This window comes from Rhodococcus sp. NPDC003348 (genome assembly GCF_053589375.1).
This window is the reverse complement of record NZ_JBSFRT010000001.1, coordinates 148,789-175,323: the sequence shown is the minus strand read 5'-3', so window position 1 is coordinate 175,323 and position 26,535 is coordinate 148,789. Positions and strand designations below refer to the sequence as shown.

The window sequence follows — 26,535 nt, the reverse complement described above, 5'->3', positions numbered from 1 at the left end:
GGCCGGGGCAGGCGATTCCCCGCCTGCTACGCATGACGTCATGACGACAACCGCGACCCGGCCCCGTGGCGTCGACCCCCTGAACTCGATGATGGGGGTCCGGGTGCGCTCGATGTCGCCTGCGGGCACCGACTTCGAGGGCGAGACCGGGAACCGCTTCCACGACCACCGCGGTCACTCCACACTGGCCTCGGTCGGGGTGCTGGCGGACTCGGCCGTCGCGGGGGCGTTCTTCGCGTCCGTGCCGACCGGCAGCCGGACGGTGGTCTCCCAGCTCACGGCGGTCACCGCCGCACCCCTTCCGGCCGACGGCGTCGTCACGGCGCGCGCCCGCACCGAACACCTGGACCTGGCCACCGGAACAGGACTGTCGGGAGGCCGCATCACCAGCGACGACGGCACCACCTGCGTCCAGCTGCTGGCCCGCAGCGTCGTGGTCAGCCGCCCGGCCCAGGACGACGTGCACCTCGCTCCCGGACCCACCACCACCTTCCCCGAGCCGGAACCGGCGACTGCGGCCGCCGAACTGACAGGCATCGAAGGTCGGGCAATCGTGGAGGGGATCGCCGCAGGCACGGTCTCCCGCGGACCGCTCGCCGGGCTGATCGGCCTGTCCGTCGACGCCGTCGGCGACGACACGGTCACCGCCCGCCTGGACCCACAGCCGTGGATGAGCAACCAGGTCGGCTCGGTACACGGCGGAATGCTGTTCGCGGCCGCGGCCCTCGCGTCGGGTCTGGCCGCCCAGACCCGCACCACACCCGGTCAGGAGCATCACCTGCAGGACCTGACCATCGACTTCGTCCGCTCTCCCGCGGTCGGCGGTCCGTCGATCACGATCGAGGCGCGGGTCGTCCGGGCCGGGCGAAGGATCGTCCTGATCGAGTCACGGCTGCTCGACCCGGACGGGCGGCTCCTGGCCCGGTCCGGCTCGAGCGCGCAGCTCCGTCAGGGCGTGACGGGCAATCCCTGAACCGGGATCACGTCCGATGCAGCCGGACTCCGTTCAGGACCAGGTCCGCAAGGTGTCGCACCAGCGCCTCACCGTCGAGCGCGGGGCCGGCGAGGGTGTGCATCATGACCGCGCCGCGCAGGGTGTCGAGGACGGCGGCACCGTCGACGTCGGGCCGCACCTCGCCCGCCTCGACACCGCGCGCGAACACCTCCGCGTAGCGATCCCGGATCGGCGCGATGAATTCCTCGTCCGCCCGGCGCTGCAGTTCCGGGTCGGCGACCATGTCGGAGACGAGCCCCGGTAGCCCGCGCCGATATTCGGCTCGCGACTGGTGCTCGACCATCTCCCGGATCATGGCGGTGACGGTGTCCGTGAACGACATGGACGGGTCCGGCCGCGCACCCCTGGCCTGCCGGGCGAACAGAGCCTCCTGCACCAGCGCCGCCTTCGATCCCCACCACTGGTAGAGCAGGGGCCTGCCGACCCCGGCGCGGCGGGCGACGGCGGCCAGCGTCAGTGCGTCGTAGCCCTCCTCGGCGAGCAGGGACCGGGTCGCGTCGAGGACGGCCCGGTGTCGTTCCGGATCCCGGGGGCGCCCCGGGGACTTTTCGTCGTTTCCGCCCACACATTTACCTTACAAGCTGTACGTTAATTCTGTTCGGTTGCGCCGCAGAGTTTCTGGAGGGACATGCACACGATCGCACTGGACCGGCCCACCCCCGACATCCTCGTCGCGACGTTGAATCGGCCCGAGCGCCTCAACGCGCTGAACCCCGCCCTCGTTTCCGACCTGCACACCCTGCTCGACGACGTCGCCGCGGACACCGCGTGCCGGGTACTCGTGCTGACCGGCGCGGGCCGCGGGTTCTGCTCGGGACTCGATCTGTCCGAACCCGCGACCGCGCCCGGAACGGAGACCTTGAGCCGGCCCGCCGCGGGAATGCGTACCCAGGAGTTCATCGCGTCGCTCGTCCCCCGGATCCAGCGACTGCCGCAGCCGGTCATCACCGCGGTCAACGGCGCCGCGTACGGCGGAGGGATGGCACTCGCCGCCGCCTGTGACCTTCGGATCGCCTCCGCGACGGCGCACTTCGGCACCCAGTTCATCCGGCTCGGACTCTCCGGCTGCGACATCGGCATCAGCTACACCCTGCCGCGGATCGTCGGATCCGCCCGAGCGTCCGAGCTGATCCTGACCGCGCGCCGAGTCGACGCCACCGAAGCCGAGCGGATCGGCCTGGTCTCCCGCGTCGTACCCGAAGCCGAGCTCCTCGACGCCGCGCTCGACCTCGCCGAAAGTCTCTGCGAGCACAGCCCGTTCGGGCTGACCATGACGAAGCAGGTACTGAACGCGAACGCGGACGCCGCCAACGTGGACGCGGCGATCGCGTTGGAGAACCGCACACAGATCCTCGCCGGGACCGGTGGCGACGAGTTCGCCGAGGCGGTCACCGCGTTCATGCAGAAGCGTCGGCCGCGCTGGTCGACCCGCCGGGATGCCCCCGGCACCCGGAACACCGAAGGAGCCCGGTAAGTGAACCGCACCAAACTCGACTCGCTCTTCGACCTGAAGGGCCGGACCGCCATCGTCACCGGCGGCACCCGCGGGATCGGCCTCTCGATCGCGGAGGCCTACTCCGTGTCCGGCGCCAACGTCGTCGTCGCGAGCCGCAAACCCGATGCCTGCACGACGGTCGCGAACCATCTGAACAAGCTCGGCGGCAAGGCCATCGGCGTCGCGACCCACACCGGCGACCTCGATGCCCTGACCTCGCTGGTCGACGCCACCGTCTCCGAGTTCGGAGGTGTCGACATCGTCGTCAACAACGCGGCGAACCCGCTCACCCAACCTCTCGGCGCGTTCACCCCCGAAGCGTGGACGAAGTCGTACGAGGTGAACCTGCGCGGGCCGGTGTTCCTGGTGCAGGCGGCGCTGCCGTATCTGGAGAGGAGCGATCACGCGGCGGTGCTCAACGTGATCTCCGCGGGGGCGTTCATGTTCTCCCCATCGACGGCGATGTACTCGGCGGGCAAGGCCGCCCTGCTGTCGTACACCCGGTCGATGGCGGCCGAGTACGCGAGCCGCGGCATCCGGGTCAACGCCCTGGCACCGGGCTCGGTGAACACCGACATGGTCCGGGCGAACCCGCCGGAGTTCGTCGACGCGATGGCGTCGGCCTCGCTGCAGCGGCGCATCGCGGACCCGGACGAGATGGTCGGCCCGGCGCTGCTGCTGACCTCCGACGCGGGCAGCTTCATCACCGGGCAGGTGGTCGTCGCCGACGGTGGACTGGTCGCCCACTGACGGCCCCGATCCTGCCCGCTGGTAGACAAAGGGTCATGACCTCCACCGATGCCCCGCGAGTCGACCGCCTCATGGCGATGATGGGCGCCCGCCCCGGCCCCGTCGCACCCGGCCGCACCGAGCACACCCAGGAGGTCGGCCCCCGATTCCACGACCACCGCGGCCGAACCATCCTCGGGTCGGTCGGCGTGCTCGTCGACTCGGTGCCCGGCGGCGCCGTCGGGGGCCTCGTTCCGGCCGGAACGCAGACGGTGCTCTCACAGATCACCGCGACGCTGGCCGCACCGCTGCCCGATCGCGGCGCCATCGTGGCCCGCGGACACGCCGTTCACCTCGATCTCGACACCGGGATCGGCCTGTCCGCGGGCGACCTGACCGGCCCGGACGGGGAGTCCTACGCGGTGCTGACGTCGCGCTCGGTGGCCGTCAGCCGCGGCGCCACCCATGCCGAGACCGTGTTCGGCGGAGCGGCGCTGCCCGTGCCGGAGGCCGAACCGGGAACCGATCCCTCCGAGTTCGCGGACCGCACCGGGCTCGCCGTCGTCTCGGCGATCGCGGCGGGCGACATCGCGCGCGGACCCCTGGCCGGCCTCTTCGGGGTCGAGTTGACGGGCGTCGAGCACGGCCGAGTTGTCGGCGAGTTCGCGCCGCAGCCGTGGATGGCGAACTACCTCGGCACCGTGCAGGGCGGAAACCTGATCTCCGTGTCCGACCTGATGACAGGCCTCGCCGCGCAGACGCTCACCGCGGCGGGTCAGGGCTACCGCGCCCTGGACCTGCGCCTCGACTTCGTCCGGTCCCCCGCGCTCGACGGCGGCCCGGTGCGGGTCCGTTCGGAGGTCGTGCGGGCCGGGCGACGCCTGGCGTTGATCGACACCGAACTCGTCGACACCTCCGGCGTCCTCCTGACGCGCACGCAGTCCAGCGTCCAACTGCTCTGACGCGCCCGGCGCCGATCCCGGCGAATCGGACGGCCCGGGGTTAGTCTGCGAAGGGTGGACGCCGAGTGGCGGCCGTGCCAGCCGAGGAGTGTCATGACCAATCAGCCGCCGAATCCCGAGGAGACGCCCGAGGGGACACCCGAGGGGCAGCAGCCGCAGTACGGACCCCCCGGTTCCACGCCACCGCAGTACCCCGGCGCCCAGCCGCAATACCCCGGTCAGCCCTACCCCGGCGGCCAGCAATACCCCGGCCAGCAATACCCCGGCCAGCAATACCCCGGCGGCCAGCAATACCCCGGCGGCCAGCAGTATCCCGGGGGCCAGTACCCCACCGGGGGCTATCCGGCGGCCGGATACCCGGCGCAGCCGCCTGCCCGGAGCAACGGCGCCGGCATCTCCGCGTTGATCCTCGGTGTCCTCGCCATCCTCGGCGTCTGGACCATCGTCGGCGGCATCGTTCTCGGTGTACTGGCGATCATCCTGGGCTTCATCGGCCGCTCGCAGTTCAAGAAGCAACGCGCCACCAACGGCGGGATGTCGCTGGCCGGCATCATTCTCGGCGCCCTGGCCGTCGTCATCGCGATCGTGTTGGTCGTGGTCGGCGTCGGCATCTTCAACAAGGTCGGCGGCCGCGACTTCGCCGACTGCATGCGCGACGCCGGCAACAACCGCGCCGCCCAGCAGCAGTGCGAGGACGAGTTCCGGCAGAACCTCGAGAACCAGTTCTCGATCACGCTGACGCCGGCGCCGCGCTGACGCACCCGTGCGTGAATTGCACCCTCACCGGAGTGACATTCACGCACTGCCCGCGGAGCCGATTCACAGCGATCTCACCGGATGAGCCCAGCCGCCTGGCAGCACGACAGGTCAGGATCGAGTCATCAACGAGATCGATCGGAGTTCAGCGTGAACAAGGATATCGAGCAGAGCCGCGCCCGGGTCAGCCGCCGGCGGGCCCTCGCCCTCGGCGGCACGGTCGGCCTGTCCGGGCTGATCGCGGCATGTGCCGGCAGCGGATCGTCGGACACCTCGACGACCTCCGCCGCGACCGCGACCACGACCGGTAGCGGGACGACCGCCGCCGGCGACGACGTGATGGCCCTGCTCGCCCAGGCCCCGCAGTGCGTGGCGAGCAAGGAGGAGACGCAGGGCCCGTACTGGTTCGACGTCGACTCGATCCGCAGCGACATCCGCGAGGACCGACCCGGCACCACATTCGAACTGGCTCTGCGCGTGCAGGATTCGGCCACCTGCACCCCGGAGGGCGGCGGCGGGATCGCAAACGCCGTCGTCGAGATCTGGCACTGCGACGCGGGCGGGGTGTACTCCGGCTTCGAGTCGGGCTCGCTCGGCGCCAACAGCGCGACTCCGCCCGCCGGAGGCGGGTTCGGCTCGATGGGCACGCCGCCGTCCGGCGAACCCCCGCAGGGCGGGATGCCGATGGGCACGCCGCCGTCCGGCACACCCCCGCAGGGCGGGATGCCGATGGGCACGCCACCGGAGGGCGGTATGGGCGGAGGTATGGGCGGAGGCATGGAAGGTTCCGGCGAACCGGCGGACGGCTCCTACGCCGTCGGCGACACCCAGGCCGTCACCACCTACCTGCGCGGCGCGCAGACCACCGATTCGAACGGCGTCGCGACGTTCACGACGATCTTCCCCGGCTGGTACATGAGCCGGACCACGCACATCCACATGAAGGTCCACGTCAACAAGGAGACGGTGCTGACCACGCAGCTGTTCTTCGAGGAGGACCTGCTCGACGAGATCTACGCGACCAGCCCGTACAACGAGCACACCGGCCGCGAGAACAACGTCACCAACGCCACCGACAGCATCTTCGACGAGTCGGGCATGGTGACCGTCGTCAAGACCGCGGACGGCTACCTCGGCGCCGTCAACATCGGCGTGTAGGCGCCTGCGTGCTCGTGCGTGGTTGCGAGTCCTCGGTACCCGTGAACCACGCACGAGCCGCGGAGCGGCCATGATGGAGAGCATGACGCGCTCCGGAATCGACCTCACCCACCTCGACACGGGCACCCGCGCCCAGGACGACCTGTTCGTCCACGTCAACGGCCAGTGGCTGGACAACTACGAGATACCCGCGGACCGAGCCGTCGACGGCGCCTTCCGCACCCTCTACGACCAGGCCGAGATCGATGTGCGGGCGATCATCGACGAGGCCGCCGACGGTGGCGGCGAGAACGGCACCGACACCCAGCGCATCGGTGACCTGTACCGGTCGTTCATGGACGCCGAGGCCGTCGAGCGGGCCGGGCTGGACCCGATCGCCGACGAACTCGCGGCCGTCGACGCAGTCTCGGACCTGTCCGCGCTGGCGGGCCTGCTGGGTCGCCTGCAGCGCACCGGGGTCGGCGGGGCGATCGGCAACTACGTCGACACCGACGCCAAGAACTCGGCGCGGTACCTCGTCCACCTGACCCAGTCCGGGATCGGCCTGCCCGACGAGTCGTACTACCGCGAGGACTCGTACGCCGAGATCCGCGACGCCTACGTGCGGCACGTCGAGGCCATGCTCGCCCTGGCCGGCCGCCCCGACCCGGCAGGCGCCGCCCGACGCATCCTCGACCTGGAGACGGCCATCGCCGCAGGCCACTGGGACGTCGTCAAGCGGCGTGACGCCGAGCTGAGCTACAACCTCGTCACCCTCGCCGACCTGAGCGAACAGAACCCCGGGTTCGACTGGAACGCATGGGTTTCCGCGCTTGGCGGCACCCCGGAGACGTTCGCGGAACTGGTGGTCCGCCAGCCGAGCTTCCTGACGTCGCTGACCGAGCTGTGGACCGGACGTTCCCTCGACGACTGGAAGACCTGGGCGGCCTGGAAGGTGATCCACTCCCGCGCACCGTATCTGACCGAGGCACTGGTCGCGGAGGACTTCGCGTTCTACGGCAAGACCCTGTCCGGCACCGAGGAGAACCGGGAACGCTGGAAGCGTGGCGTCTCCCTCGTACAGGATCTGCTCGGGGAGTCGGTCGGCAAGCTGTACGTCGACCGGCACTTCCCGCCGGCTGCGAAGGCGCGGATGCAGGAACTGGTCGCGAACCTGCAGGAGGCGTACCGCCGCAACATCTCCGAGCTCGAATGGATGGGCCCGGACACCCGCGCCGCGGCCCTGGCCAAGCTGGAGAAGTTCACCCCGAAGATCGGCTACCCCGACAAGTGGCGGGACTACTCGACGCTGGAGATCGACGGCACCGACCTGGTCGGGAACTTCCGGCGCGGGTACGCGCACGAACACGACCGGGACCTCGCCAAGCTCGGCGGTCCGGTGGACCGCGACGAGTGGTTCATGACGCCGCAGACCGTCAACGCCTACTACAACCCGGGGATGAACGAGATCGTCTTCCCCGCAGCGATTCTGCAGCCGCCGTTCTTCGACGCCGAGGCCGACGACGCCGCCAACTACGGCGGCATCGGTGCGGTGATCGGGCACGAGATCGGACACGGGTTCGACGACCAGGGCGCCAAGTACGACGGCGACGGCAACATGATCGACTGGTGGACCGACGACGACCGCACCGAGTTCGGCAAGCGCACCAAGGCGTTGATCGAGCAGTACAACGCGTTCGAGCCGAAGGCGCTGCCCGGACACACCGTCAACGGCGAGTTCACGATCGGCGAGAACATCGGCGACCTCGGCGGGCTGTCGATCGCGTTGGAGGCGTACAAGATCGCGCTCGACGGCAGCGAGGCCCCGGAGCTCGACGGACTGTCCGGACTGCAGCGGGTGTTCTTCGGGTGGGCACAGGTGTGGCGCACCAAGGCCCGCGACGAGGAGGCGATCCGTCGCCTCGCCGTGGACCCGCACTCGCCGCCGGAGTTCCGCTGCAACGGCGTCGTCCGCAACCTGGACACGTTCCACGAGGCGTTCGACGTCAACCCGGGCGACGCGCTGTACCTGGAGCCGGACCGGCGCGTGAAGATCTGGTGACGTCCCGCGCCGGCTACGAGCGGGACGCCTTCACCCGCTCGTAGTCGGCGCGGTTCTGCTTCTCGTAGCCGACGGCGTACTCGACGATCGCCTCCTCGAAGGGCGTCCCCGATCCCAGATAGCCGGCGATGGCGACCGGGTCACCGGTGCGCGCGTGCGCCTTGACCAACGCGACCGCACACAGCCGGGCGTAGACCCGCATCCCCGCGGGCCGCATCGTGGCGATGTCGAATCCGCCCTTCTTGTCCCGCAACTGACGCACGTAGAAGTTCCGCCCCAACGGCCCGCTGCCGGTGAACCAGCCAAGGAACGGGTCGGAAGCACTTTGCATCAGGCGCTGTCCCTCCACCACCCGCTGGCCCTGGTCGACGTAGTCGTACCCCTGCACGTACGGCGCAAGCACGGACCGCTGCGCCTCCTTGAGCTGCAGGAAGAGCGGATCGCCCATGGTGTCGCCGACGAACAGCGCCATCATGGACATCGTGCCCACGGAGCCGACACCGACGACCTTGCGCGCGATGTCCTGGAAGCGGTACCGCGTGACGAGCTGGCGACGGTCGGGCGCGAGCGTCGAAAGGTAGTCGGCGTAGGCGTCGGTCAGCATGCGCGTCGCCTCGACGTGACGTTCGTAGGGCAGCCGGACGATCAGCGGCGGGTCCTCCTTGATCCGCAGCCCGAGCTCGGTCTGATACGCGAACTTCTTCAGCGCACCCAACTGGGTGCGGCGCTCGGCCTTGGCGAGTGCCGCCTCGGCGACCCCGACCTGGGCCTTCTTGAACTCGCCCCGGACCTGGTCGATGACCGCCTCCACCTCGATGCGCGCGTACCAGATGTCGAGGGCGGTCATCCCCGCCGCGCGCCGCATCAGCTCGCAGTAGCTGGCGACCGCGGACAGCGCGGCGGAGCGGGCGTCGTCGGCGGTGAAGCCGTTGTCGATCGCCGCGACCACGAGCGAGGCGGCCAGCCGCTTGAGGTCCCACTCGAACGGAGCGCGATGAACCTCGTCGAAGTCGTTGACATCGAACACGAGTCGGCGGTCGGGCGCGGCGAACAGTCCGAAATTCGCCAGGTGCGCATCACCACACGCCTCGACCATCAGATCGGTTCGTGGCCCGTGCGCGAGGTCCCACGCCATGATCGCCGCAGTCCCGCGCAGAAAGGTGAACGGGGAGACCAGCATCCGCTCGTAGCGCAGCGGAACGAGTTCGGGAACCCGCAGTGCGTTCTGCTGTTCGAGGACCACGACGGGGTCGGGCCGACTCGCAGCAGGCTCCCACTGCGCGTGCGAGGTGCGTGGCACGGTCGTCCGCAGGGATTTTCCTGCCCTGCGACGCTCGTCCGCGGGTAACGGCTGGTTGGGTGCGACGCCTGCCATCGCCCGAGACTACCGTCGCGACAGCGCCCGCGCAGCGCGTCCGACGGCGGTGTCCTCAGCCGGCCAGCGCGGCGTCGGGGGCGATCCGCAGCGCGGCGACGAGCTCGCGGTAGAGCTCGTCGGACGCCATCAGCTCGGCATGGGTGCCCCGCGCCCGGATCCGGCCCTGCTCCATGACCAGGATGGTGTCCGCGTCGATGACCGTGGACAGCCGGTGCGCGATGGTCACCACCGCGCCGGTGCGGGCGAGTTCGGCGATGACGTCCTGGATCGCGGCCTCCGTTCGGCCGTCGATCTGCGCGGTGGCCTCGTCGAGCAGCAGCACCTCCGGACGCCGAACGATGGCCCGCGCCACCGCGATCCGCTGCCGCTGGCCGCCCGAGATGCTGGTGGCGGTCAGGTCGGTGTCGAGGCCGTGTTCCATCGCGCGCACCGTCTCTTCGAGGTGCACGGCGCGCAGCGCCGCCCAGACCTCGTCCTCGGTGGCCTCCGGGTAGGTGAACTGCACGTTGGACCGCACGGTCCCCGGCACGATCGGCGTCTCCTGCTCGACGTAGGCCAGCCGGGACCTGACCTGCTCGAACTGCAGCTGGGAGTACGGGACTCCGTCGAGCAGGACCTCCCCCTGCTCGGGCTGCAGAAAGCGCAGCAGCACGGAGAACAGCGTCGTCTTGCCCGCACCCGACGGCCCGACAATCGCGGTGTGCCCGCGGGCAGGGATCGCCGCACTGACCTCCTGAAGGGACGGCGCGGCACCCGGCGCGTATCGAGCGGACACGTCGACCAGTTCGAGCACCGGGACATCGGGAATCGCGACCGGTCGGAGCTCGACCACCTCACGCGGGGACCGGGGCTCCTCGATCTCCATCTCTTGCACCTCCCGGATCCGGGAGGCCGCGACGATGCCGGACTGGATCATCGCGAAGTTCGTCGCGAGCTGAGACACCGGCGGAATGGCCGTGAATGCGTAGAGCAGGAAGGCGATCAGGCTCGAGACCGCCAGCGCCCCGACGCTCACACGCCACGCGCCGAACGCGAGGACCCCGGCGATGGCGAGCTGCATTCCGCCGCTCACGACCATCCACACCACCGCCGCGGCTCGGGCCGCCCTGACGCTGTGTCGCTGGGAGTCGCGGGCATCGACGATGATCCGCTCGGCCTCGCGGGACTCCGCGCGGGACGCCTTGACCGTGCGGATCGCGCGTAACGCCCCCTCGAGTCCTCCGCCCATCCGACCGACCGATTCCTGCGCGAGGCGCTGCGACTTGCCGATCATCGGCATGAGTCCCGCGGCAGCGATCCCGACCAGGACCAGCGCACCGAGCATCGTGCCGAGCAGCACCGGGTCGAGGATCGCCATGAGAACGAGGGTTCCGACGATCGAGACGGCACTGGTGACGAGTTCGACCAGCGCCGAGGACACCGAATCCCGCAGCAACACCGTGTCCGAGGTGACCCGGGTGACCAGCTCTCCCGACGGGCGTCGCGTCACGCTCGCGATGGTGGCCCGAAAGTAGTTGCGCACCATCGACTCACGCGCGTCGAACACGACCTGGGCGGCAAGGGCCCCCATCACGTTGTGGTAGACGAAACCGAGGGTGCCGGAGCAGATGAGCAGCACCGTCAGCACGATCACCGGATTGCGGATGGAGTCGCCGGTCCCGAGGGCGTCGAGGATGACCTTGACCACCATCGGGAGCGCGAGGCCCGCAGCCGTGAAGGTCAGACCCACCGCGAGGCCGAGGTAGAGCACTCGGCGGTGCGGTCGAATGAAGGACCAGAGCAGACGGACGTTCGGCCAGGAGGCCTGCGCGGGTGAGTCAGCCATGCCCGTATTGGTACATGCATGTCCCATTCTTGTCAACGAATGTTCCCTTTCGGAATTTCACACTGTTAACGTGAACCCATGACGACCGAGGAAGCCACCGAATCGGGCACCAAAGCCCGCACACGCCGAGCCATCCTCGACGCTGCGGTCGAGGTGCTGAGCAAGAACGCGGGAGCACCGCTGAGCGAGGTCGCCACCGCCGCCGATGTGGGACGCAGCACCCTGCACCGGTACTACCCCGAGCGGGGCGACCTCGTCGCCGCGCTCGGCGGACACGCTCTCGACAAGCTGGACGCCGCCCTGGTCCGGGCGCGCCCCACCGAGGGACCGGCCGACGAGGCGATCCGCCGAATGAGCCACGAGTGCTTCGAGATCGGGCCGACGCTCTCACTGGTCTACGGCGACGTCCAGGTGTTCTCCAACGAAGCGTTCTGGGTGCGCCTCGACCGCACCGACGAACCACTGCTCGATCTGCTCGAGCGCGGGATCGCCGAGGGCACCTTCACCGCGACCCTCAAGGTCCGGTGGATCCGGCGCATGCTGTGGTGGTGCCTGCTCACCGGCTGGGAGGCATTCGCCCACGAGGGGTACTCACGGACCGAGGCCCTCGAAGCCATCGACGAGACGGTCGCGCGTCTCACCGGCACGATATAGGCGCGCGCGAAGCCGCCTCAGAGGTTCCAGTCGCCGAGGCCGTCGCGGCCGTCGAGGGTGCCGCCGGCGGTGTTCACCACGATCACCGGGTCACCCTTGCCCGCGTTCTCGAAGAACCACTTGCCGTCCTCGGTGCTCACGTTCAGGCATCCGTGGCTGACGTTGCTGTAGCCCTGCTGGTTCACCGACCACGGCGCGGCATGCACGAAGATGCCGCTGTAGGAGATGCGAGTGGCGTACTCGACGTACGTGCGGTAGCCCTCCGGCGAGTCGATCGGCACGCCGTACGTGGACGAGTCCATGTACATGTCACGGTGCTTCTCACCCACGATGTAGGTGCCGTTCGGTGTCTCGTGGCCCGGCTTGCCCAGTGACGTCGGCATCGTCTTGACCACCTCGCCGTTCCGGGTGACGGTGATCTGCTTGGTGGCGTCGTCGGCGGTCGTCACCAGCGCGTCCCCGATCCGGAACGCGGAGCGGGATCCGCCGGCCTCGACGACGACCTCGGTGTGCGCGGGCCAGAACTGACTCGGCCGCCAACGCACCTGACGGTCGCTGGTCCAGTAGAAGTGACCGTCCTCCACCTTCGGAGTGGTGCTGATCCGGATGGCGCGCTCGGCGACGGCCCGGTCCCCGATCGCCTCGTTGAACGAGATGATGATCGGCTGCGCGACCCCGACGACCTCGCCCTCGGACGGATTCAGGCGGGGCGCGGAGAAGTTCGCCGGACCGATCGACGGCACGGCCTGCGCGGGCACGGGCAGACCGGGAATCTGGGGCAGCGCGACACCCGGGAGCTGCGGCAGCTCGAACGTGGGGACCTCCGGGCCGCCCGGGAACAGCGGCGCCGCCTGCGCCGGCGTGACCACCGCAGCACCGAGCGCCGTCGCACCCGCGAGTGCCACCGCGATCCGCCGCGACCAGCGAGCCCCAGCGACGTTCCGTCCGTTCGAGCGCGTACCCATTCCGTCCCCATCACGTCGACCAACCAAGTGCAGCCCGACACCCCCATGGTCGAGCGCAACAATTAACACACGATTCGCCGGAATTTCGCCAATCGCGTTTCCGTTGCCCGACGCCGCAGTCACCACTCGTGCAGTTGGATGAACCCGTCCTGCAGCGCCCTGGCGAACGGGGCAGCCTTCGTCGATGCGGACCGGCCGACCTTCGAGCACTCGTTCCGGATCCTCGCCAGATGGGTGTCGAGCGTCCGGACAGAGATGTAGAGCGCTTCGGACGCGACCGATTTCGAGTCCGACCGGAGTCACTCGACCAGGACTTCCACCTCCCGGGCGGTCAACGCGGGGCGTGTCGGTTCCGGCGCCGCTCCGGCGTGCGTGTGTCCGGTGTCATCAGATGTGTCCCGCTCGGCTTCCGGTGCCGGACCGCCGCCCCCTTCGGCAGCCCCGCGTCCATCCTGTCGCCCTCCGGTGTGTTCAGCATCACCGCAGCTACAATCCGCGGGGAAGCGACGCACCGGCACATCGGCCGTTTCGAACCCTCCGAGACGTTGCTCGGGAGGGTGGAGGGCGGCCCGGTCACCGGCCGACCGGGCACCGCCCCGGGGGGAGCCTGGGTCAGGGGCGGGCCACCAGGCCCTGAGCGACGGCACCGAGGCGGGCGAGCCGCAGGTCGCCGAGCGCGGTGACGGCGTTGCCCATGCGGTTCGTGACGTAACCGAGCGAGAGGCCGGTCTCGGGATCCGCGTAGGCGCCGGAACCGCCGACCCCGTAGTGCCCGAACGCATGCTTCGGCTGCGCGCGCTTCGCGAGGAAGACGGGGTGGTAGCCGAGCCTCCAGTGGATCGGGGCGCGCAGCACGTAGTCCCGCCGGCGGGTCTGCACGGCTCCCATCCGCTCCAGCGTGTCCGTCTGCAGGAACCGGCGGCCGTCGATCATCCCGTTGTTCGCGATCGCGCCGTACATCTTCGCCAGGGCGCGGGCCGTGAAAACCCCGTTCCAGCCCGGCATCACCGCATCGTGCACCGCCGGGTCACGGACCAGCTGGTCGAACCCGTCGGGCATCGCGGCCTCGGCGAGCCCGCTCAGCGGCGCCACCCGCGACAGCACCGACGACGTCAGTTCCCACGGCATGCCGCCGGGGTTGATGTGCGGGAACAGTTTCGCGATCCGGTGCCGCTGATCCTGCGGCACCCGGTACCAGAACTCGTCGACTCCGAGCGGTCTCGCGATCTCGTCGCGCACCACGTCGACGAAGTCGCGGCCGGTCACGCGCGCGACGGTCTCGGCGACCAGCCACCCGAAGGTGACGGCGTGATAGCCGGGACCGTCGAAGCGACGCGGATCGGGCGCCTCGGCGGCGAGCGCGGCGACCACCGCGTCGTAGTCGAGCAGCGTCCGCCTTCCCTGCACCAGGCCCCTGACCTTGTGCAGTCCGGCGCGGTGGGTGAGCATGTCCCGCACCGTGATCCGGTCCTTGCCCGCGGCACCGAACTCCGGCCAATAGGTGGCGACCGGCTCGTCGTAGTCGAGCAGACCCCGCTCGGCGAGCCGGTGCGCCACCGTGCTCGCGACACCCTTGCCGGTGGAGAAGGACAGCGCGACCGTGTCCCGATTCCACCGGCGGTCCCGATCGGCCCACCCGGCCCAGACGTCGAGAACGAGGTCGCCGTCGAGGTACGCGGACAGTGCGCCACCACCGTGCTGCGGGCTGCGGTAGAGCGCGAAGAAGGCGTCGGCCAACGGCAGGAACCGGGGGTCGACGTACATCTGCGTCGGAGCCCGACCGGCGTCCTCGAGCGAATGCACGCGTGCCACCCGTTCGCTCATCAGACGACGCCGGCGCGTTTGGCCGCAGAGCGCACCTGGAACGCGCCGACGATGAACAGCACACCGAAGACGATCGCGAAGATCCCGACCAGCCACATCAGCCCGGTGATGCCGGAGCCCGGCCAGATCACCAGGAACAGGCCGAACAGCAGCGCGATCACGCCCGCAACCATGGATCCGAGCCACTGTCCGCCGTTGGCCATCACCTGGAACGCCCCGATGATCTCGAGGACGCCGACGAGGATGGCCCAGAAGCCCATCAGGTAGGCGAACGCCAGCGCAGTCAGGTCCGGCCACACGAACAGGACGACACCGGCGACCACCGAGACCAGCGCACCCGCCAGCCACCACACCCAACTCAGCACGACCTTGCGGGCCTGGATCGCACGGATCGCGGACACGATGCCGTCGACGATCCAGAAGATGCCGACCACGACGATCAGCACCTTGACGGTGGCGTGCGGCCAGACAAGGGCCACGATGCCGAACGCGATCGCGACGACACCACGGACGAGAAGCACCCACCACACGTCCTTCGCAATGCGCAGGATGGCCTCGTTGGTGCCGACGGTCGGACTTTCAGTCATCGCAACCTCCCAGGACTCGGGGTGGACCGCCCTGCGCCCCACTCGTTCGCGAGCCTACTGTCGACGGGCCCCGAAAGCGTGGCGAACGCGCCTACTTCCGGTCACGATCCCGGCTGGGCTGCACCCGTTTCGGCTCCCCGGGCATTTTCGGGTACTGCGGCGGGTAGGGCAGGTCACCGAGCCCGTTCGCGGTGTCCCGCTCGGCCATGTCCAGGAGCCCGTCGAGGGAGTGCGCGACGGCGTCGATACCGGACGACGGGTCGCCCCGACGGGCGAGCAGATCGGGCACCGTCGCGATGGTGAAGTCGTCCGGTTCGACGTCGGCGAGCTCGGCCCAGGTGACCGGCGTCGACACCGTGGCCCGCGGGGTCTTGCGCACCGAGTACGCGGACGCGACGGTCTTGTCGCGCGCGGTCTGGTTGAAATCCACGAAGATTCGCGCGCCGCGCTCCTCCTTCCACCACGCGGTGGTGACGCGGTTCGGGTCACGGCGCTCGATCTCCCGGGCCAGCGCGATGGCGGCGTGCCGGACGTCGATGAAGTCCCAGCGCGGTTCGATCCGCACGTACACGTGCACGCCGCGGCCGCCCGACGTCTTCGGATAGCCGACGAGACCGAGCTCGTCGAGCAACGGGGCGAGCAGGTCGAGCGCGACCGCCCGCGCCTCCGCGAACCCGGTGCCGGGCTGCGGATCGAGGTCGATGCGCAGCTCGTCCGGCCGGTCGGTGTCGGCGCACCGCACCGGCCACGGGTGGAAGGTCACGTTGCCCATCTGCGCCGCCCACACGACGTCGGCGGGGTGCCGCACGAGCAGCGCGTCGGCGGTCCGGCCGTTGGGGTTGGTGACCGTGCACGTGCCGATGTGCTCGGGCCGCTTGGCGGGAATCCGCTTCTGGTACACCTCCTCCCCCTCGATGCCGTCCGGGAAGCGCTGCAGGTGCGTCGGCCGCTGGGTCAACGCCGTCATGATGCCGCCCCCGTCGAACAGCGCGACCGCACGGTAGTACTCGGCGAGGTGCCGTTTCGTGCCGCCGTCGGCGCCGAGCTGCGGGAACATCACCTTGTCGGGGCTCGACAACCGCACCGCGATGCCGTCGACGTCCAGCTCCAGTGCCGGGGCCTTCCCACGCCCCTGCGACGGTCGCTTCACTCCATCGACTGCCGCCATCACCTTTCTCCTGCCAGCACGTCGGCGAGGTCGTAGCGCACCGGGACCTCCAATTGTTCGTAGGTGCAACTGCGCGGCTCCCGGTCCGGACGCCAGCGCAGGAACCGCGCGGCGTGCCGCAGCCGGTCGCCCTCCATCTGGTCGTAGGCGACCTCGACGACGAGTTCCGGGTTCAGCGGCACCCACTGCCGGTCCTTGCCCGCCGACCACCGGCTGGCCTCACCGTCGTGGACGACGTCCTCGCCCACCCGCAGCGGGTCGAGGATCTCCTGCAGTTCGACCCGCCGGGCCGCGGTGAACGCGGACGCCCCGCCGATCATCCGCAGATCGTCGCCGTCGTAGAGGCCGAGCAACATCGATCCGATCCCCGGTTGGCTCTTGTGCGGCCGGTAACCGATGACGACGGCATCCGCGGTCCGCGCGTGCTTGACCTTGATCATCTCCCGCTTGTTCGGGGCGTAGTGTCCGGCCAGCTCTTTCGCGACCACGCCGTCGAGGCCTGCGCCCTCGAAGGTGTGGAACCACTCGGTGGCCACGTCCGGGTCGGTGGTGGCGGTGGTGACGTGGCACGAGGGTCCACCGCCCACTGCGCCGAGCAGCGCGGCCCGGCGGTCCGCGAACGGACGGGTGGTGAGGTCGTCGTCGCCGAGGGCGAGCAGGTCGAATCCGATCAGCTGCGACGGCGTCTGCTCGGCCAGCAGCGCCACCCGGCTCGCGGCGGGATGGATGCGTTCGGAGAGCGCCTCCCAGTCGAGGCGGGTACGACCGTCGGTTTCCCGTGGAACCACCAGTTCCCCGTCGAGGACGCAGCGCTCGGGAAGTTCCGCACGGATCGCGGCGAGCATCTCCGGGAAGTACCGCCCGAGGTCCTTGCCGCTGCGGGAGCCCAGCACCACGTCGTCACCGTCGCGGAACACGATGGCCCGGAAGCCGTCCCATTTGGGTTCGTACGACCACACCGGATCCTGACCGGCAGGTTGCGGCGGCACCGCACCGGCGGACTTGGCGAGCATCGGCTGCAGCGGCGGGCTCAGGGGCAGGTCCACGTCCCCCATCCTGACCCAGCCGGCACCGATTCGCGAGGGGACGAGCCCTACTCGAGCCGGAAGCCGAGCTTCATGGTCACCTGCACGTGCGCGACCTTCCCGTCGACGATGTGCCCGCGGGTGTCGACCACCTCGAACCACTCGAGATTGCGGACCGTTTCGTTCGCACGGGCGACCGCCTGTGCGATGGCGTCGTCGATGCCCTTCGGCGACGACCCGACGACCTCGGTGACGGAGTACACGTGATCGCTCATAGGTCTTCCTCACTCTTCGGTGATGCCAGACCCGTTCAGCCTATGCGCAGCCCCTTGCCGAGCGGCGGTGATCTGTGGTCAAGTTTCCGCCGGCGCTTTGCCATCCATCGACATAGGGGGACACCCATGGAGAAGCTCAAGAACTACGGATTGCTGGTCAAGTACCTGGTCAGCACCCAGTGGAAGAAGATCACCGGCAAGAACCAGACGCAGGGGTGAGGACGGCTCCGCGCCCGTGAGTGAATTTCACCCTGATGGGGGTGAAGTTCGCTCACAGGCGGCGAAGCCGCTACAGCCAGCCGCGACGTTTGAAGATCGTGTACAGCCCGACGCAGATCAGGGCCATCATGCCGATGGCGAACGGGTAGCCACCCGCCCAGTGCAGTTCGGGCATGTTGTCGAAATTCATGCCGTACACGGTGCCGATCAGGGTGGGCGCGAACAGGATCGCCGCCCACGCCGACACCTTCTTGATCTCCTCGTTCTGCGCGTAGCTGGCCTGCGTCAGCGCCGACATCTCCTCGTTCTGCGTCTGCGACACCAACGTCGCGTTGACGGTGAGGATGTTTCCCAGCAGCTGCCGGAACCCGTCCGCTCGCTCGACGACGGTGGTCGCGTGGTCGGTCACGTCACGCAGGTAGCGCTGCAACTCCTCGTCGGTCTTGTACTTCTCGAAGCCGGCGGACAGCCCCGACAGCATGCCGAGCAGCGGCTTGGTGGCGCGCTGGAACTCGATGACCTCACGGGTGAGTTCGTAGATGCGCCGCGACACCTTCGGGTCGCCGCTGAACACCTCGGTCTCGATCTCGTCGATGTCGTTCTGCAGGCCGGCCACGACGGGCGCGTAGCCGTCGACGACGGCGTCCAGGATCGCGTACAGCACCGCCTCCGGACCGAGTCGCAGCAGGTCGGGGTCGTTCTCCATGCGGGCGCGGACCGCGGACAGGTCCGGCGATTCGCTGTGCCGGACGGTGAGCACGAACGTCGGACCGCAGAACACGTGCAGCTCACCGAAGTCGACCCGTTCGGTCTCGTCGACGTAGCGGGCAGCACGCAGCACCACGAACAGGGTGTCGCCGTAGCGTTCGAGCTTGGGGCGCTGGTGCGCCACGATCGCGTCCTCGACGGCGAGTTCGTGCAGCCCGAACTGCGCGGCCGCGGCGAGCAGTTGCTCCTCCGACGGCCGGTACAGCCCGATCCACGCCATCGACGAGGCGTCGGGCAGGCTGCGCAACGCCTCGGACAGGTTGGACGGCGTCTCGATCCGGCAGCCGTCGCGATAGACGGCGCTGTTGACGACGCTGGATTCCACCGGTGCCGAGACGATCCGCGGCGGGGGTGGCGTGTGATGCGGCGCCATCGTGTGCTCGGGCACGATCTCGTCGCGGGTGGGGTCGGCGGCGCGGCTCGGCAGCAGCGGGCGGAAGGGTCGCTTGTCACGCATGGTGGACGGCTTTCGCGTAAGGCGGATACACGGACGGCCCGTGACGGACGGGCGGTGTGGTTATCGCGAAATCGCCGCTGCGCGAAGGGTCGAACCGCTACGGTTCAGCGACGACTTCGGCAGGTACTCGGAGGTTGGCTCTTCACTGCAAGCCTCACCTCCTCTTCCCGGGCGCACCCAACGGTAGCGCGTGCAAATCCTCGAACACCCTACTCCGGAGCCACACCCGCCACCAATCACACAGATGCCGCATATCGGACGCCTCGCGCCCTCCGAATCGTCCCGCCCTTCGGGACCGGGACCGACACGCGGATCCGGACCGGCACGGCGGTATCCCGGCGGGTCGTCGGCGACTCGCCGAACACATCGTCGAACGAACGACGTGCCCTGCCGGAAAGCCATCGCTACGGCCGGGAAATTTCGGCCAATCTGGACGCTCGATCCACTGACTGCCTCTACGCTGCCGCAATGACTTCCACCATCAACACGCAGGGCAGCGTCAGGCGGCGTGCCACTGCCGTCGGCAGCATGGTCGCCGCTCTGTTCCTGGCGGCGTTCGCTGCTGTGCTGATGCCCGCGTCCGCGCAGGCGGACCCGAACTACCTCAACTACTCCGCGGACGGCACCACCTGGGGCGACATGACCCAGATCCCCGCCCTGTCCGGCGAGCTGATCCCCGGCGCGGAGGCCACCTCCACGTTCCACGCGAAGAACAACGGAACCCAGAGCGGGCGCCTGCAGGTGTACCTCGGTGCCTGGACGAAGTCCGAGAACATGCAGGCGTACGTGCGTGCCGAGATCAACGACGCGTCGGGCCAGACGGTCGACCTGGTCAACGACGTCGCCGTGCCCGGCACCGAGCTGAACAGCATCCACCTGAACCCCGGCGAGTCGGCGAAGGTGCTGCTCGTGGTCGGCATGCCCGCCGACGCAGGCAACGAGACCCAGGGCGGGACCGTGGACCCCGACTTCGCGCTCGACTTCGAACTCGACCCCGAGGCCGTCGCCACCACCACGACCCTCACCGCCGTGTCGACCACGATCGTCGGCACCTCGGTCCAGCTGACCGCCACCGTCGACCCGGCGGACGCGACGGGCACCGTGCAGTTCAAGGACGGCGCGACGGACATCGGCGGTCCCGTCGCGATCACCGCGGGGGTCGCCACCTACGACCACACCTTCACCGCCACCGGCACGCACGACATCACCGCCGTCTACTCCGGTGACTCCGGCTTCGCCACCTCCACCTCGGCTGCCCATACCATCGCGGTGTCGGCCCCCGCGGCGCAGGACACCAGCATCACCATCTCCGGCGGCAACGCCGCCAACAACGGCACGAACATCCAGCTGATCGCGGCGGTCGCACCCAACTCCGCCACCGGTGCCGTCCAGTTCACGGACAACGGTGTCAACCTGGGTACGCCGGTGACCCTCGTGAACGGGGTCGCGAAGATCAACCGCTCGTTCAACGTCGACGGTGACCACGCCATCATCGCCACCTATCTCGGCAGCGACGCCTACAAGTCGTCCGTCTCCGCGCCCCACACCGTGACGGTGTCGAGCGTGGTCACCGAGCCCGGCGGCAGCGGGTCGGCCGGCTCGATGGACACCGGCTCGCTGAGCGACCTCCTCGGCGGCTGATCCGCGAACAGCAGCCCTGACACGAAGGCCCCCAGCCGATTGTTTCGGCTGGGGGCCTTCGTGATGCGCGCAAGGCGCCGGGGACGCGCGCGGTCGCGCCCCACCAAAACTCATGTGCACACTCCCGTTGAAGCACGCACACGGGTCTTCGGCGCTGAATCCTCTTGTGCACACTTCAACAGATGTGTGCACCCTTGCGGCGGTTCTCGCGTCCAGGGGTCGGCATCCGAGACCCCGCGCCCTGCACTCACCGCACGCCAATCCCCTTGTGCACAAACTCCTCACAGCACTCACACGGGTTCTCCACGCCGAATCCCCGTGTGCACACTTCAACAGGTGTGTGCACAGCGGTTTTCATTGCACAGGGGTGCTCACGTGCGCGGAACGCATCGGGAAGGGAACCGGTCAGGGGGCGCGGTGACGACCCTCGATGCGGGGCATCACGATGGTGTCCGCGTCGTGCGACGCGGGTCGAGCGTCCGCGGCGATCCCGAGGGCGGGCGGAGCGATCGGCTCGGCCACCGGGCTCGCGGCGGCGCCGGCAGCGCCGTCGTCGCCCTTGCGGGAACGGTCGCGGAACGCACCGACGAACATCGCGGCCGCGTACAGGAACAGTCCCGACACGACCACGGTCACCAGCAACGCGCGCTGCTTGCCGGTGATGACGTTGTTGACGTAGCCGAGGTAGGGGACGCTGTACCAGACCTTGCCCCGCACCTGTTCCATCACTACGGGATTGGCGTCCGGAGACGGGTTGGCATCCCCCTGGGTGACGAAGGTGCGCTCCCCCAGCGAATTCAGTCGTGTCATGACAATGCGGTGTGTGACCACCTCGGGGTTGCCGGATTCCTTCTGGAAGGTGATCGCATCCCCCACCCCGAGCGTGGTGGGGTCCTGTGGTTTCACGACGATCAACGTGCCGGGCGGGTGGGTGGGACGCATCGAGCCGGTGAGCACGGTGTAGGGCGTCGACCCCGTCAGCCGGGGAATGACGATGGTCAGGGCCAGGATCACGAGCAACAGCAGCAGGACCAGCCAGGACACGATGCTCTTCACCCAGCTCCACACGCCCGGATCCCGGCCGTTGCCCGAGGGCGTGTCACTCATCAGCCGTGCACCGCGTCTCTCACCGCGACTGCGCCGAGAATGTGAACGTGGCGGTGGTGCTCGCGCCCTGCGGGGCGTTGGCGCCGACGGTGCCGCGCAGGCACAGCACCTCGGTGGCCCCGGGCTGCACGGTCCGCTCTGCGAACGACGCGCCGATCAGCGGGCCGGTGTACAGCGCGGTCGCACCCGTCGGGTTGCCGGTCGCCGGGCAGGCCGCTTCACCGGCGACCGCCGACACCGTCAGGTCCAGCGGCACCGCGCTGTCGGACTGGATGCCGTTCTGCAGCCGGTACTTCATCAGCACGTTGCCGGAGTTGTAGACGGTCACCGGCGCCTGCGCGTAGCCGCCGGGCAGCATGCTCGATCCGGCGAGTGCGGTGAACGGGAACGAACCGATCCCGCTCCCGCCGACCGACAGGTCGAGGACACCGGAGTGGATGGTGCCACCGTTCACGGTCTGGCTCTGCGTCCACAACGCTCCGGTCTGCTGCACCGACAGCAACGCCACACCGGCAACGGCTGCGCCACCGACGGCGAGCCAGCGAGTCTTGTTCGACATGGCGACTACACCTGCTTCAGGGTGATGTTGAAGTTGGACAGATCCAGCCGGGCGGTCTGCGCCACGTACCCGGCGGTCGCCGGGTCGAACGTGAACACCACCTTGACGTTGACGGTCTTGCCGTTCTGCGCGGGGGTGATCACCGCGCCGCCGGAGTTCGACGGCAGCGACACCCCGTTGGCGGAGGCGGTGACCGCTGTCGCCATCGCGGACTTGAGGGCAGGGTCACCGGTGATGGTGCCACTGTCGGCGCCGAGGTTCGCAATCAGGTTGGTGCCCTTGGCCGTCACCGTGAAGGCAGCGGTGTAGGTGACCGTGTCCCCCGGCACCGCCCGGTATGTGGTGATGTCGATGGCGCCGTTCTGGTCGGTCCAGGCCGGGGTCCCGCTCTGGGTCAGTGCCAGACTGCCGGCACCGACAGAGCCGCCGACGCCGCCACCACCCGCGTTGTACGCGGCCATGGTGCCGGCGCCGCCCGCGAGCAGAACCGTCGCGGCGGCCGCCGCGACAGCACCCTTCGTCTTCGCGTTCATCTGCTGGTCAGCTTTCGTAGGACCCCTTGCAGGGCAGAGGAATACGACATGGCGGGACCTCTACTTCGCGACCAGGACCGCGACCTCCGCCGGCACTTCGCCGGAGGTCGGGTCGACGCTGGTCTCGGTACCCGAAGCGGCGTCCACGACCGACAGCGTGTCGCCGTCGATGATCCACAGCCGATCCGAAGACGCCTCCCACTGCACCATCGCCTTCTTTCCGACGGTGGTGGTGAACACCCGCGAACCCGCCTTGTCGGTGATCGTCGCGGTCGTTCCGCTCACGGTTGCGGTGTAGGCGCCAGACGTCGAGGTGTTCGCGATTGCCAGGTCGCCGGCCGACGGCGCGGTCGCTGCCTCCTCGACAGACTCTTCCCCAGTCGTCGTGCTCGGCGCAGAGGTGGTCGTCGTCGTCGTCGACTCAGTCGTCGTGGTCGGCGCCGGGGTGGCGGTTGTGGTCGACTCGGTCGTCGTGGTGGAGGCCTGCGCGGTCGGTGTTGCCGTCGTGGTCAACGGCGCAGCCGAGACGGTCGTTGTGGACGCAGCCACGTCGGTCGTCGTGGGCGCGGCACTCGTCTCGCTCGGAGCGACCGCCTCGGGGGACGGGCTCGCGCCCAACGCCATGCGCATCGACTGCGTCTCGGTTCCCTGGCCGGACACCGAGTTCTCGCCCGCAGGGTTCGGCTGCCCCGAAGCCCCGCCCGAGCAGTAGGTGTCGAGCACGGCTCCGGACCAGAGCCCCTGGCCGTTCCACCCCGTCGACACGTTCGGTCCGTTGACGGTGTGGACCTCGACGATGTAGCCCCTCGCCGTGGTCCCCGCTCTGTACCCCGACACCGTGGTGCTGGTCTGGTTGTACGTGTCGATGACTTCGGAAGCGTTGTTGTCGCGCCGAACGATCACCCGGTAGTTCCATGCCCCGCCGAGAGGGGGTGTGCCCGTGGGCGCCGTCCACGACACCGTGGCCTTTCGCAAGCCGACGGTGCCCGAGGTCGAGCAGGTCACGTTCGAAACCAGCGGCGTCGGATAGAAGTTCGCTGCCGCCGAGAACGAACTCGTTGCCATCGCTGAGTCCGTGAACGCGGCGGTGGTCCCGACCGCGGTGAAGCCGAGCGCCGTGACCCCGACCGCGCCGAGCGCAATGAGGGAGCGGGCGGGCATCAGCCTGCGGATCTGCAACGTCTGCCGAGGCTGCGTCACGAACTGCGTTGGATGGGCGTCGAAACCGCTGTGCGCGTGTGTGACCTGATTCTCGATCGACTCGTGAGCTACGGGAGTGCCGCCTTCACCCGAGTCCGACTCGTTGTCCTTGCTCTTCGAGGCCGGCCCGAAGGCGAGCACCATGAGGCCGCCGACGAAGGCGCCACCGAGGAAGATCGCGGCGGGCGACGACAGCCATGACACGGCGTAACCGAGTCCGGGCACGCTGAAGAACACGCGGTCGGCCTCGGTCACCGGGTACGGCGAGATGTCGGCGTCCCTGTTCGCGTCGCCCTTGAGGATCAGCACCGCACCGGTGCTGTCGCCGGAGACGATGTCGTGGATGCGGTGGGTGATGCGGGTGCCCTGCGCGTTCTCGACGCTGACCACGTCACCGACGGCGAGGTCCGCGGCCGGCGTGGTTCTCGCCAGGGCGAGGGCACCGGTCGGGATGTCCGGGGACATCGATCCGGAGCGGAAGACCAGTGGCTTGATGCCGAAGAAGAAGGAGGCGGCAGCGGCCAGAACGCAGATCAGGCCGGCGATCGCGCCCACGTTGAGAGCGATCTCGCGACCGCGCGAGCGGCCCGATGCGAGCGGAGCGTCGTGAATTGCCATGGCGCGCTCAGGCGTTCGTCGCGTTGAAGTTGAAGGAGGTGTTCACGGTCTGGTTCTGCACCGTCGTCGGCGCGGCCGAGTCGAGGGTCACCTGGAAGCACAGGGTCTCGCTGCCGCCGTTGGCCAGCGGCCGCGCCGTCGGGATCAGGTTGGCCACACCACCGGAGACCAGGGGAACGTTGTTCGCGATCACGGCCCCACCGCTGCAGGCCGTGCCGTTGGACGTACCGGTCGACACGATCACTTTCAGGTACGGCGCGGCCACCGACGTGGTCGAGTTCGCCGACATCGTGTAGTTGAACGGTGTCGTGCCGGTGTTCTGGACCGGCAGGGCCGCGGCCACCGACGACCCCGGCATCATGCCCGACTTGCTCAAGGTCGTGAACGCGTACGCCGTGGGATTTCCCTGATTCCCGTTGAGCTGCAGGTCGATCGAGCCGATGGAGAACACGCCGGAGGTGGCGGAGGCCGAGTCGCTCCACGCGGCGAGGGTGCCGATCGCACCGAGGCCGAGCACGATCCCGAGCGAGGCGATGGCCCGCGGCCTTCCTCCGGACAGGAATGTGCGCGTCCGGGCGCCGAACCCTGACGAAGAATTGGGAACCTCATGACGGGACATGCGGTGACCTTTCGTGCGTGGTCGTGCAGCTGCGCGTGGAGCGCCGGGGTGTGAGCCGTTGGGCTCCAAGGATGTTCGTGGGGCGCCGGCCGTACGAACCGGATCGGGGGCTCGGTTCGGCCGGCCGGCGCGTCCAGGAAGCTCGCCGCGAGGGCAGCGAGCAGTCGGGTGGCTAGTTCTGCGTCAGGTTGACGTTGAAGTTCGACAGGTTGACGGCCTTGCCCTGCGCAGTGGTCCCTGCGGTGGCCGCGTCGAAGGTGAACTTCACCTGGACGGCGACGGTCTTGCCGTCCTGCGCCTCGGTGATCTGCGCGCCGGTGCCGTCGCTCGGCAGTTCGACACCATCGACGGTCGCGGTGACGGTGGGGCTGAGCGCCGCCTTGAGGTCCGCGTCGCCGGTGATGGTGCTGGCGTCCGCCTTGAGCGTCGCCTGCAGGTTCTTGCCCTTGGCTCCGACCAAGAAGTTGGCGTTGTAGGTGACGACGTCACCCGGAACGGCCTTGAAGGTCGCGATGTCGATCGCGCCGGAGGCATCGGTCCACCCGGCCGGCGTTCCCTGGGAAAGCGACAAGGTACCGGAGTTCACCGCGCCGCCGCCCACGGTCTGCGAGGAGTTCCACGCTGCCATGGTCCCGGCGCCGCCGGCGAGGAGGAGCGCCGCCGCGCCTGCTGCGATGGCGCCCTTGGTCTGCTTGTTCATGTGTGCTCAGCTTTCGTCGGACCCCCGTCGGGGGCCTGGAAGTCGATGTTCGGATCAGTTACGTGCGCCCAGGTGTTCGTGGGCTCGGCTTCGTGCGTATCCGTGCTCGTGCGTGGGGTCGCGACGGTGGTGGCTGGCGCCCAGGAACGGCCGTCTGGCCGACGCCGGGTTCGCGATGCGAAGTGTTTACCACGCCAGCGAATCACGCCGTGGGGATTTCAGGTCATCCGTCCGAATGAATTTGGGCAGTCGTCCAA

General features: G+C 69.1%; 25 protein-coding genes. 9 read left to right on the top strand and 16 right to left on the bottom strand.

Annotated features, from left to right (window positions below; all coding sequences use genetic code 11):
* The first annotated feature begins 40 nt into the window (after window positions 1–40).
* Window positions 41–973 (top strand): hotdog fold thioesterase, encoded by a 933-nt coding sequence (locus ACWDU4_RS00880; RefSeq protein WP_450111939.1) that lies wholly within the window; start codon window positions 41–43, stop codon window positions 971–973.
* A 7-nt stretch (window positions 974–980) separates the two neighbouring features.
* On the opposite strand, the gene ACWDU4_RS00875 is transcribed toward ACWDU4_RS00880, so the two are convergent.
* Window positions 981–1,580, bottom strand: coding sequence for a TetR/AcrR family transcriptional regulator (locus ACWDU4_RS00875; protein ID WP_450111938.1), 600 nt, complete (start codon window positions 1,578–1,580; stop codon window positions 981–983).
* A gap of 63 nt (window positions 1,581–1,643) precedes the next feature.
* Between ACWDU4_RS00875 and ACWDU4_RS00870 the strand changes: the two genes are divergently transcribed.
* The 6 genes from ACWDU4_RS00870 (at window position 1,644) to ACWDU4_RS00845 (ending at window position 8,156) form a co-directional block, all read left to right on the top strand.
* Window positions 1,644–2,489 carry an enoyl-CoA hydratase/isomerase family protein gene (locus ACWDU4_RS00870; RefSeq protein ID WP_450111937.1) on the top strand — a complete coding sequence of 282 codons (846 nt, stop codon included), beginning with the start codon at window positions 1,644–1,646 and terminating at the stop codon, window positions 2,487–2,489.
* Window positions 2,490–3,260, top strand: a complete 771-nt coding sequence (locus tag ACWDU4_RS00865) for an SDR family NAD(P)-dependent oxidoreductase (RefSeq protein WP_450111936.1) — start codon at window positions 2,490–2,492, stop codon at window positions 3,258–3,260. It abuts the gene before it with no gap.
* 35 nt (window positions 3,261–3,295) lie between these two features.
* A complete protein-coding gene (locus ACWDU4_RS00860; protein ID WP_450111935.1) occupies window positions 3,296–4,201 on the top strand; it encodes a PaaI family thioesterase in 906 nt (301 codons plus the stop codon).
* 93 nt (window positions 4,202–4,294) lie between these two features.
* Window positions 4,295–4,957, top strand: coding sequence for a DUF4190 domain-containing protein (locus tag ACWDU4_RS00855; RefSeq protein WP_450111934.1), 663 nt, complete (start codon window positions 4,295–4,297; stop codon window positions 4,955–4,957).
* 150 nt (window positions 4,958–5,107) lie between these two features.
* Window positions 5,108–6,115 (top strand): protocatechuate dioxygenase, encoded by a 1,008-nt coding sequence (locus ACWDU4_RS00850; protein WP_450111933.1) that lies wholly within the window; start codon window positions 5,108–5,110, stop codon window positions 6,113–6,115.
* Between the two features lie 73 nt (window positions 6,116–6,188).
* A complete protein-coding gene (locus ACWDU4_RS00845; protein WP_450112053.1) occupies window positions 6,189–8,156 on the top strand; it encodes a M13 family metallopeptidase in 1,968 nt (655 codons plus the stop codon).
* A gap of 13 nt (window positions 8,157–8,169) precedes the next feature.
* On the opposite strand, the gene ACWDU4_RS00840 is transcribed toward ACWDU4_RS00845, so the two are convergent.
* Together ACWDU4_RS00840 and ACWDU4_RS00835 are read right to left on the bottom strand one after the other, a co-directional pair.
* Complete coding sequence (locus tag ACWDU4_RS00840; RefSeq protein WP_450111932.1) at window positions 8,170–9,531, bottom strand: DUF2252 domain-containing protein; 1,362 nt, start codon at window positions 9,529–9,531, stop codon at window positions 8,170–8,172.
* Window positions 9,532–9,586: 55 nt separating this feature from the next.
* On the bottom strand, window positions 9,587–11,359 hold the full coding sequence (locus tag ACWDU4_RS00835; RefSeq protein WP_450111931.1) for an ABC transporter ATP-binding protein: 1,773 nt from the start codon (window positions 11,357–11,359) through the stop codon (window positions 9,587–9,589).
* Between the two features lie 78 nt (window positions 11,360–11,437).
* On the opposite strand from ACWDU4_RS00835, the gene ACWDU4_RS00830 reads away from it, so the two are divergent.
* The gene (locus tag ACWDU4_RS00830) at window positions 11,438–12,013 is read left to right on the top strand and encodes a TetR/AcrR family transcriptional regulator (RefSeq protein ID WP_450111930.1); all 576 of its coding nucleotides are present in this window, start codon (window positions 11,438–11,440) and stop codon (window positions 12,011–12,013) included.
* Window positions 12,014–12,030: 17 nt separating this feature from the next.
* Here ACWDU4_RS00830 and ACWDU4_RS00825 read toward each other — a convergent pair whose 3' ends face one another.
* From ACWDU4_RS00825 to ACWDU4_RS00795, 7 genes are all read right to left on the bottom strand, one after another.
* Window positions 12,031–12,978, bottom strand: a complete 948-nt coding sequence (locus tag ACWDU4_RS00825) for a L,D-transpeptidase (RefSeq protein ID WP_450111929.1) — start codon at window positions 12,976–12,978, stop codon at window positions 12,031–12,033.
* Window positions 12,979–13,590: 612 nt separating this feature from the next.
* Entirely contained in the window at window positions 13,591–14,802 is a 1,212-nt protein-coding gene (locus ACWDU4_RS00820) for a serine hydrolase domain-containing protein (RefSeq protein ID WP_450111928.1), read from the bottom strand.
* On the bottom strand, window positions 14,802–15,389 hold the full coding sequence (locus tag ACWDU4_RS00815) for an HdeD family acid-resistance protein (protein WP_450111927.1): 588 nt from the start codon (window positions 15,387–15,389) through the stop codon (window positions 14,802–14,804). Before ACWDU4_RS00815 ends, ACWDU4_RS00820 begins: the two co-directional genes overlap by 1 nt.
* 91 nt (window positions 15,390–15,480) lie before the next feature.
* Window positions 15,481–16,557: a non-homologous end-joining DNA ligase gene (ligD, locus tag ACWDU4_RS00810; protein ID WP_450111926.1), complete on the bottom strand. Its 1,077-nt coding sequence runs from the start codon at window positions 16,555–16,557 to the stop codon at window positions 15,481–15,483.
* Window positions 16,557–17,603 (bottom strand): ATP-dependent DNA ligase, encoded by a 1,047-nt coding sequence (locus tag ACWDU4_RS00805; protein ID WP_450111925.1) that lies wholly within the window; start codon window positions 17,601–17,603, stop codon window positions 16,557–16,559. The genes ligD and ACWDU4_RS00805 overlap by 1 nt, the downstream gene beginning before the upstream one ends.
* A 47-nt stretch (window positions 17,604–17,650) precedes the next feature.
* Window positions 17,651–17,857 (bottom strand): dodecin, encoded by a 207-nt coding sequence (locus tag ACWDU4_RS00800; protein WP_450111924.1) that lies wholly within the window; start codon window positions 17,855–17,857, stop codon window positions 17,651–17,653.
* A gap of 289 nt (window positions 17,858–18,146) precedes the next feature.
* A complete protein-coding gene (locus ACWDU4_RS00795; RefSeq protein WP_450112052.1) occupies window positions 18,147–19,217 on the bottom strand; it encodes a magnesium and cobalt transport protein CorA in 1,071 nt (356 codons plus the stop codon).
* Between the two features lie 552 nt (window positions 19,218–19,769).
* Between ACWDU4_RS00795 and ACWDU4_RS00790 the strand changes: the two genes are divergently transcribed.
* On the top strand, window positions 19,770–20,942 hold the full coding sequence (locus tag ACWDU4_RS00790; RefSeq protein ID WP_450111923.1) for an Ig-like domain-containing protein: 1,173 nt from the start codon (window positions 19,770–19,772) through the stop codon (window positions 20,940–20,942).
* A gap of 405 nt (window positions 20,943–21,347) precedes the next feature.
* Here the strand turns inward: ACWDU4_RS00790 and ACWDU4_RS00785 are convergent, their stop codons facing one another.
* From ACWDU4_RS00785 to ACWDU4_RS00760, 6 genes are all read right to left on the bottom strand, one after another.
* The gene (locus tag ACWDU4_RS00785; RefSeq protein ID WP_450111922.1) at window positions 21,348–22,049 is read right to left on the bottom strand and encodes a signal peptidase I; all 702 of its coding nucleotides are present in this window, start codon (window positions 22,047–22,049) and stop codon (window positions 21,348–21,350) included.
* A 19-nt stretch (window positions 22,050–22,068) separates the two neighbouring features.
* On the bottom strand, window positions 22,069–22,608 hold the full coding sequence (locus tag ACWDU4_RS00780; protein WP_450111921.1) for a hypothetical protein: 540 nt from the start codon (window positions 22,606–22,608) through the stop codon (window positions 22,069–22,071).
* A 5-nt stretch (window positions 22,609–22,613) separates the two neighbouring features.
* The gene (locus ACWDU4_RS00775) at window positions 22,614–23,141 is read right to left on the bottom strand and encodes an alternate-type signal peptide domain-containing protein (protein ID WP_450111920.1); all 528 of its coding nucleotides are present in this window, start codon (window positions 23,139–23,141) and stop codon (window positions 22,614–22,616) included.
* 60 nt (window positions 23,142–23,201) lie between these two features.
* Window positions 23,202–24,959: a hypothetical protein gene (locus tag ACWDU4_RS00770; RefSeq protein WP_450111919.1), complete on the bottom strand. Its 1,758-nt coding sequence runs from the start codon at window positions 24,957–24,959 to the stop codon at window positions 23,202–23,204.
* Between the two features lie 7 nt (window positions 24,960–24,966).
* Window positions 24,967–25,578, bottom strand: coding sequence for a SipW-dependent-type signal peptide-containing protein (locus ACWDU4_RS00765; RefSeq protein ID WP_450111918.1), 612 nt, complete (start codon window positions 25,576–25,578; stop codon window positions 24,967–24,969).
* A 172-nt stretch (window positions 25,579–25,750) separates the two neighbouring features.
* Complete coding sequence (locus ACWDU4_RS00760) at window positions 25,751–26,278, bottom strand: alternate-type signal peptide domain-containing protein (protein WP_450111917.1); 528 nt, start codon at window positions 26,276–26,278, stop codon at window positions 25,751–25,753.
* Between the last annotated feature and the right edge of the window lie 257 nt (window positions 26,279–26,535).